Genomic DNA, 7,361 nt, shown 5'->3' with positions numbered 1-7,361 from the left:
GGCAAATAACCATCAGGCCGCCGTTATACAATGTCCGGGCTATATCGCCGACAAATACATCAAACGAAAAGCTTGCCAACTGAAGCAGACGGACAGGAAATTGATCGAGCCGATATTCCCTGCGATAGGCGGCTGCCGTATTCACCAGACTTCGATGCTCGATCATGACGCCTTTCGGCCGACCCGTTGTTCCTGACGTGTAGATCACGTAGGCCAGGTTATGCGGCATGCTGCAGACGGGCAGTTCCGAGGCATCAGCATCATAGGAAGCTTCTTCATCGAGGCACAGCACCGTATGCATCGCTTCATGCTCGGTCATCCAGTCATGCGCGTCTGCTAACAGATGCTTCTGGGTGAGCAGTGCAATCGCTCCGCTGTCCTCAAGCATAAACTGGAGTCGATCCGTCGGATACTGTGGATCAAGCGGCACATAAGCTCCACCCGCCTTCCACACCGCCATCACTCCGACAAGCAGCTCCACCGAACGCTCAGCCCAGATCCCGACCTTCTGTTCTGCCTGCACACCCCGAGTCCGCAGCATTCGCGCCAACCGGTTCGCCCGCTCATTCAGCTCCCGGTATGTCAGCCGCTTATCCTCGTACACGACGGCGATAGCTTCCGGGGTGCAAGCCGCCTGTTGTTGGAATAGCTGCTGGAATGTTTCATAGGGTGCACCCTCCACGGCCGCTGCATGGAACACATGCTCAATCTGCTGCCGTTCCTCCGCTGTCAGCATGTGCACTTCCAGAATCTTGCCTGTCGGATTACTCAAAATGACCTCAACCACCTGCTTGAAGTGCCCCGCCATCCTTTGGATCGTGTCGTGCTTGTACAAGGCAGTTGCATATTCGAAGGTGCAGGCCAATCCGCGACTGTCCTCCGCCACATCCAGACTAAGATCAAATTTCGCAGTGGTCTCTTGATCCGAATACGGCAAAAGCTCTAGCTCAGGCAGCCGAATCGGCTTCCTTTCGGTATTATGCAATGCGAACATCGTATCAAAGAGCGGGTTCCGGCTTAAATCCCGAATGATCTCCAGCTTCTCCACAAGCTCTTCGAACGGGTAAGCTTGATGCTCATAAGCCCCTAGTGTCGTTTCCTTAACTTCATTTAAATAAGATAAAAATGTTTTCTCTCCAGATGGATAGTGGCGGATAGCCAATGTGTTAACGAACATCCCTATTAACGGCTGGAGGTCCGTATGGGTTCGGCCTGCGATCGGCGTGCCTACAACGATGTCTTCCTGACCTGTGTATTTGTGCAGCATCACGGTATAAGCCGCCAACAATACCATGTAAAGCGTCACGCCATGATGTGCGGCGAACTGCTTCAAGGCCTCGCTTTTCTTTGCATCGATAAAAAATGAAAGGGACCGACCTTCATAACGCTGCACAGCTGGACGCACATAATCCGTCCGCATTTCCAGTACAGGCAATTCATGCTGCAGCATCTCCAGCCAGTACGCTTTCTGCCGCTTCATCTGATCCATCTGCAGCTCGGACTGCTGCCACACCGCATAGTCCTTGTACTGAATACGGAGGGGCTGAAGCTGTTCTCCGCTGTACAATCGGACAACTTCATCCATCAATACATCCATCGAGATCCCGTCTGAAATGATATGATGCATATCAAACATCAGCACGTAACGATCAATCCCCAGCTCAATCAGTCCTACTCGCAGCAGCGGCGGCTTATCCAGCTCAAACAACCGGATAAAGCTTTCCATCCTCTCCTTCACGTCTTCTTCCGAAGCTTGTGTGAAGGTGATCTCAAAGCTTACTTCGCGGTGCACCCGCTGTGCCGGCTCGCCGTCCAGCATCTCGAAGCCTGTACGCAGCGTTTCATGCCGCGCAATCAAACTGCGGAATGCTTCCTGGAGGCGGACCTTGTCCAGTTTGCCCTGAAGCAGCATGGCTCCAGGCATATTGTAGCTCTGGTCGGCGCCTTCGAGCTGGTGAAGGATGAAGAGCCGCTTTTGCGCCGATGATAGCGGATAATGCCCCCGCTCCCCGGCCGCAGGTATCCATGAAAACGAGCCTTTGTCCCGTTGCTCGATGACTTGCGCCATTGCCTCGACCGTAGCGTAACGAAACAGGTCCCGAAGCGAAATCTCGACATCCAATGTCCTATGCAGCTTGCTTACCAGCGTAGTGGCCCGTAAGGAATGTCCGCCAATCTCCCAGAAGTTATCCTTCACTCCGACGCTTGCAAGTCCCAACACTTCTTGCCAGATACGAACCAGTCTGGCCTCCGTCTGCGTCCGGGGAGCCACATACTCCACACCGGTCCGGATACTTCCCTCTGGCGCAGGCAGTGCTTTTCGATCAAGCTTGCCGCTTGCCGTCAACGGCATCCGTTCCATAAGTACGAAATAAGATGGGATCATGTAATCCGGCAGCTCGACCGACAACGCCTGTCTCAGCTCACTGACGCTCAGCTTCTGCTCCGCCACAAAATAAGCGCATAAGTGCTTCATCCCCGTCTCATCTTCTCTCGCAACGACGACCGCTTCCTGGATTCCCTCCAGCTTCAGCAGCTGCACTTCCAGCTCGCCAAGCTCAATCCGGTAACCCCGGATCTTCACCTGGTAGTCGATTCGTCCCAAATATTCGATATTGCCGTCGGGCATCCAACGGGCCAAGTCTCCAGTCCGGTACATACGCTCACCGTAAAAGAACGGGCTTGGCACAAATTTTTCAGCCGTCAGCTCCGGTCGGTTCAAATAGCCTCGCCCGACACCAACACCTGCTATACAAAGCTCACCGGCAACGCCGACCGGCTGAAGCTGCGATGTCCCTTCCTTTACAATGTATAAACGGGTATTATGAATCGGCTTGCCGATTGGCACCAGCGGATATGTGGTGTCCGGGTCGCACATAAAATGCGAGACGTCCACCGTCGCCTCTGTAGGTCCGTATAAATTGATCAGCTTCGCTCCGTGAATAGATGCAATCAGCCTTTGGAACCGAGCCACACTCGGCGCAGGAAGTGCCTCCCCGCTTGCAAACACTTGATGCAGCGTGCCCAGCTTCTCGCGCAGCTGTTCAATTGGCTGCTGCTCGACATACTCCAGAAAAGCATGCATCATGGATGGCACAAAATGCATGGTGCTTACACCATATTGAGCGATAGCCTCCAGCAAATGCCGGGGATTTTTCTCACCTCCGACAGATAGGAGAACAACTTTGGAGCCAACCATCGACCACCAGAACAGCTCCCAAACCGAAACATCAAACGTATACGCCGTTTTCTGCAAAATGCAATCCGTCTCGCCAATGGGATACTGCTGATGCATCCAGAAAAGCCGGTTCACAACCGAGTGGTGCTCAATCATTACCCCCTTAGGCTTGCCCGTTGAGCCGGATGTATAGATGACATAAGCCAATTGATTCGGGCCAGCCCAGCACTCCAGGTTCTCGCCATCTTCGCTATAAATGTCATCATTCTCCAGCTCGAGCACTTTGCCTGTAAAGGCCGCTCGCTCCCGCAGTCTGGTTTGCGTCAGCAAGAGCTTTACTCCAGAATCCTCCAAAATATAAGCGATACGCTCTTCCGGATAGTCCGGATCTATAGGGACATACGCCCCGCCGGCTTTCAGAATACCGTAAATGCCAACGATCATCTCCAGGGAGCGTTCAACCAAAATGCCAACCGTCTCATCGGCCTGCATCCCCTCTGCTCTTAACGTTCTTGCGAGCCGATTTGCCTTCTCGTTCAGTTCCCGATAGGTCAGCTTGCTCCCCTCAAACACCACTGCCACCTGCTCAGGTGTCTTTTTGACCTGTTCCTCGAATAACCCGTGGATCGTCTTGTCACGAGGATATGGCATCTGCGTATCATTAAATACAGCGATAATTTGTTCCTTTTCCGCTTCCGTGATCAGCTCCAGCTTCTCTACCGGCATGGACGGATCAGCCGCAACCTGCTCCAGCACTCTGGAGAAATGCTCAGCAAGCCGCTGAATCCCGGCTTCCTCGAACGCCAAGGCATTATAATCCAGTCGGATGCCGATCCGATCACCGGGGATGACAATGACGTTCAAATCATAATTTGTTTGCTCTGGCGTTTCGATGCCGCTGACCGTAAAGCTTTCCGGCTGTCCTTCGCCAAGCCGTCCAAGCTGCTCATCGACAGGATAATTTTCGAAAACCATGATGTGGTTAATTAATCCCCGCTTCTGGCTGGTCAAATTCTGAATCTCGTAAAGCGGGAACGTATCGTAGACACCTGAGTTGAGCGCCTGCTGCTGAGTTCTTTGCAGCACATCGGCAACCGCTTCACCATACTCGCTTGTAATCCGCACCGGAATCGTATTAATGAACAGGCCAATCATGGATTCCACGCCTGGAATATCCGCAGGACGACCTGCCACGACACTGCCAAATACAACATCCCTGCTATTGCTGTACATCTGCAGGAGCAGTCCCCATGCCGTCTGAATCACAGTGTTAACCGTAACCTGATACTGCCTGGCCACCTGCGCGATTCGCTCGCTCAGTTCCTCGCTGAACAGCCAGTTCAGTTCCCGGCCCATGTAGCCTTGCGCGATATGCGGCGATTTCTGCTGAGGCGGCAGCACCTGTTGCTCGTATCCGTCCAGATACTCCCTCCAGTACCTCGCCGCCGCCTCCTGGTCTTGCTGTTCCAGCCAGGCGATATATCGCCCGAATGGAGTAACCGAAGCAAGCACAGGCTCCTCGTTGCGGCAAAAGGTGAAATAGCTTTCGAATACTTCTCTGGCCATCAACGACATGCACCAGCCATCCATCAAAATATGATGGAAGCTCCACACAAACCGATAGGTTTGTTCCCCCGTTCGAAAAATCGATACGCGCATCAGGGAGCCTTGGCTCAGCTCAAAGCCCTTGGCCTTGTCTGCATCTGTGAAGGCCGTAACAGCAATATGCCGCTCAGTCTCCGAATGCCCGCGTAAATCCTCGTAGAACAGCTCGCCTTTGCGCACACGGAACACGGCCTGAATCGGTTCGTCCAGCCATCCGCTGATGAAATTTGTTCGCAACGCCTCATGCCGCTGCACCAGCAGATCCAGACTTTTGGCGAAATTCGGCACATTGAAGCTGCCCTTCAGCTCAAACGTCGCTTGCTCGAAATACGCTCCCGATCCAGCATCCAACAAATTATGGTATAGCATCCCCTTCTGCATCGGTGTTAGGGCATACACATTTTCCAGCTCGCCGATCGGACGCGTAAGCTGTGTCAACTGGTCCAACTCGCCGATCGTCAATCCTTGGAGTAAAACATCGCTTGGTGTCAGCTCAGGATACGCTTGCCCCACGCAGTGAAGGACCACTTCCCGCAAGCTTGATTGAAGCAGCGTGCCAAACCGTTCCACCGTGCTCCGAAGGTATTGCGCAGGGCCATACCGGATGGTCATGCTCAACGCCCCGTTCGTCACGAGACCGTTGATATCCAGTGAGAAGTCCATCACCGTATCACCGCTGACATCCGCGCCCGCGGAGTAAGGAGATAGCTCCAAGCCATTTCGCTGGTAGTCATGATCGAATTGTCCCAAATAGTTAAAGTTGATTTCTGGCTCTGCTCCTAGCTTCAGATCGGTTGGCTCCCCTGTTAAATATCGCAGAACGCCATATCCTATTCCTTTATTTGGAATTCGACGAAGTCCTTCCTTGACCTGCTTGATTTTTTGCGGCAATGTCAGACCGGCCCCCGCCTCCAGCAAAACAGGAAACTGGCTCGTAAACCAGCCGATTGTACGTGTAACGTCTGAACTTGGCACAATTTCCTCTCGGCCGTGACCTTCCAGATTGATCAACACGCGATCCAGGCCTGACCAGGCATGCACTGCCATCCCCAGCGCCAGCAGCAATAAGTCGTTCATCTCGGTATGATAGGCCAGATGCGCCTGCTTCAAAAGTTGCTCCGTTTCTGCCGTGGTCCAGCTTACGGTCACAACATCGCTGTTTTTGAGCTGCGATTTGCCCTGTACAAAATCTTTAGGGAGCAGCACTTGGCCGGCTCGTTCGATCTGCTGCCAGTATGACCGCTCACGCTCAAGCTCCGGACTGCTTGCGTACAAGGACAAGCGCTCAGACCATGTCCGGAAAGAATCTGTTTTATAAGGGAACTGTGGAGGAAGCCCCTTCATCACTTGCCCATAACCGGCAGCAAAATCCTCGAATAAAATACGCCACGAGACCCCGTCCATGACCAGATGATGAATAGCGATCAGTAAATGGTCGCCTTCCTGGCAACGGAACAAACCAAGCTTCACCAGCGGACCTGTGTCCAAGGCGATGCTTCCCTGAATTAGATTTGCCGTCTCGGCAACTGCAGCAGCCGGGTCTGAGATGCCCTGAAAGTCCAGTACCTGCAGCGTGAAAGGATCGCCTTCCCCGATCTCCCGGTTCCTTGCGACATAACCGTTTTCTGTTTTCTCAAATACAGTGCGCAGTACGTCGTGATGCTCCGTAATTTTGAACATCGTCTTCCACAACGCAGCTTCATTAAAGCCTTCCTGACGAAATAGCATAAAAGCCTGATTGCTATGGTGAGGGGCAACCGGATTCTGCTCGAAAAACCAGCGCTGGATCGGCGTCAGCCGGATAGCTCCCACCACCTCCTCCTGACTTGCGCGCTTGCCGGATGCCTGAAGATGAGGGCCAAGCGCCGCCAGCGTCGGGTAGCGGAACAAGTCTTTGATTACGAGCTTCCAACCGATCTGAAGCAGCCTGGATGCAACTTGCAGCGCCTTGATCGAATCTCCTCCCAGTACAAAAAAATTGTCCTGTAAGCCGATCTGCTCAACACCGAGCACAGCCTGCCAGACCAAAGCCAGCGACTGCTCGGCCAAAGTGCGGGGCGCCTCGTACACCGGACCTGCCTGTTCGTTCTCTTCCGGTACAGGCAATGCCTCCCGGTCCAGTTTGCCATTTGACGTCAGAGGCATTTGTCCGATGCGCATAAACCGTGAAGGTACCATATGCGAAGGCAGAATCTGCTCCATATATGCTTGCAACGCTTCAACACGGAACAAGTCATCCGCGACGACGTAACCCATAAGATACTTTTGCCCCCGCGCGTCTATCCGGTCAATAACTACTGCCTGACGCACCCCGCTGCAACGCAGCATGACGGTTTCAATCTCGCCAAGCTCGATCCGGTAGCCGCGGATTTTCACCTGATGGTCCATGCGGCCGATAAAATCGACATTGCCGTCCGGCATCCAGCGCGCCAAATCTCCGGTGCGATACAATCGTTCGCCTGCCACAAACGGATTGTCCACAAACTTCTCCGCCGTCAGCTCCGAACGGTTCAGGTACCCGCGCGCAACTCCCGGGCCTCCGATGCATAGCTCCCCCAGCACACCTATCGGTACTGGC

Annotated in this window: 1 protein-coding gene; it reads right to left on the bottom strand. The window is 53.6% G+C overall.

Translation table 11 applies throughout. The annotated features are described in order from the left end of the window. A partial coding sequence (locus AC6ROY_RS25110) for an amino acid adenylation domain-containing protein (RefSeq protein WP_500103301.1) occupies positions 1-7,361 on the bottom strand: 7,361 nt, incomplete at both ends.

The sequence above is a fragment of the Paenibacillus sp. sg306046 genome (assembly GCF_059821225.1).
Note: the sequence above shows the minus strand (reverse complement) of the source record. Positions and strands in the feature narration are given on the sequence as shown.